This is a genomic window from Rhodococcus sp. PAE-6, assembly GCF_025290685.1.
Taxonomy (GTDB): Bacteria; Actinomycetota; Actinomycetes; order Mycobacteriales; family Mycobacteriaceae; genus Rhodococcus; species Rhodococcus pyridinivorans.
This window is the reverse complement of record NZ_JAOCLZ010000290.1, coordinates 1-229: the sequence shown is the minus strand read 5'-3', so window position 1 is coordinate 229 and position 229 is coordinate 1. Positions and strand designations below refer to the sequence as shown.

Genomic DNA, 229 nt, shown 5'->3' with positions numbered 1-229 from the left:
CCCGTCGACGCACTAGTAGAGGACCGGGCCCGGATGCTCGACCTACCGCCGGTCGCACCGACCACGGGCCTGCGCACGACGGAGAGACTGGCGCGGGACTACTACGTCCGTATCGACTCGTTGGACTACTCAGTCGACCCCCGCGTGATAGGTCGCCTGGTCGAGGTAGTCGCCAGCCTGCATAAGGTGACGGTGAACTGCGCGGGCGCCCTGGTGGCTGAGCACCGCC

General features: G+C 67.7%; 1 pseudogene. It reads left to right on the top strand.

The window, feature by feature from the left end:
* Positions 1-229, top strand: a pseudogene (locus tag NVV99_RS27075) (IS21 family transposase); the annotation flags it as partial.